Source organism: Solitalea longa, from assembly GCF_002920915.1.
GTDB classification, from domain to species: domain Bacteria; phylum Bacteroidota; class Bacteroidia; order Sphingobacteriales; family Sphingobacteriaceae; genus Solitalea; species Solitalea longa.
Genome location: NZ_PQVF01000034.1, coordinates 1 through 1,357, shown reverse-complemented (window position 1 = coordinate 1,357; position 1,357 = coordinate 1). Strand labels below are relative to the sequence as shown.

At 50.5% G+C, this 1,357-nt stretch carries 1 protein-coding gene; it reads right to left on the bottom strand.

Annotated features, from left to right (window positions below):
• A partial coding sequence (locus C3K47_RS19655; protein WP_394341691.1) for an Ig-like domain-containing protein occupies positions 1 to 1,357 on the bottom strand: 1,357 nt, incomplete at both ends.

Sequence of the window (1,357 nt, the reverse complement as noted above, 5' to 3'; positions counted from 1 at the left end):
ATAGGTTACGCCTAAAGCCGACTCGTCAGTAACCGAAATTACCTGTGAACCGTTCTGACAAAACGTGTATGGACCCGGTGCGTTTAAGGTCACCGTTGGGGTATTGTTTACTGTTACCACTGTTGCAGGAGAAGTGTCCGTACAGTTGGTAATCGTGTTGGTTACTTTTACCGTATATGATCCTGAAGCAGAAGCAGTATACGTATTACTGTTGGTACCTACCGGGGTTGCGTCCTGGAACCATTCGTATTTTACATTGGCTTGAGCCGGTGCTGTTAAGGTTACCGATCCACCGCTACAGAACGTGGTCGGTCCTGATGGACTGATCGTTGCTGTTGGCAATGGATTTACCGTTACGCTCACCGGTGCCGAAGTCGCCTTACAAGTAGTAGCCGTAAAGGTTACTACTACGGTGTAAGTTCCACTGGTGGTAGCGGTATAGCTGTTCGAGTTCGTGCCTACTGCTGTAGCACCATTGTACCACTGGTAGCTCGCTCCTGCCTGCGCCGGAACTGAGATCACCTGTGAGCCGCCCTGACAGAAGGTATATGGACCAGCTGCATTCAACGTCACATCCGGAATTGGGGTGATCGTTACCGCCACTACGTTCGACGGTGCCGAACAGGTGGTGGTCGGATTGGTCACCACTACCGAGTAGTTACCACTGGTGGTGGCACTATAAGTATTCGTGTTGGTACCTACCGGAGTAACGCCGTTGTACCACTGGTAGTTCATGCCTGCCTGCGAAGTGGCCGTTAACACGATCACATCTCCCGCACAACCGGCAATTGGACCTGCCGGTGCAACTGTTACCGTTGGCAACGGATTCACCGTTACGTTCACCGTCGCTGAAGTAGCCGAACAACCGCCTGCTGCTGCAGGATAGCTGGCCACTACTTTATACTGACCGGTGGTGGTTGCTGTATAAGTATAAGAAGTGGCACCAGGAATTGCAGTAATTCCATTGTACCACTGATAGGTTACGCCTAAAGCCGACTCGTCAGTAACCGAAATTACCTGTGAACCGTTCTGACAAAACGTGTATGGACCCGGTGCGTTTAAGGTCACCGTTGGGGTATTGTTTACTGTTACCACTGTAGCAGGAGAAGTGTCCGTACAGGTGGTAATCGTGTTGGTTACTTTAACAGTATATGATCCTGAAGCAGAAGCAGTATAGGTATTACTGTTGGTACCTACCGGGGTTACACCCTGGAACCATTCGTATTTTACATTAGCTTGAGCCGGCGCTGTTAAGGTTACCGATCCACCGCTACAGAACGTGGTCGGTCCTGATGGACTGATCGTTGCTGTTGGCAATGGATTCACCGTTACGTTTACAGCCGCAGAGGTTGCAGAA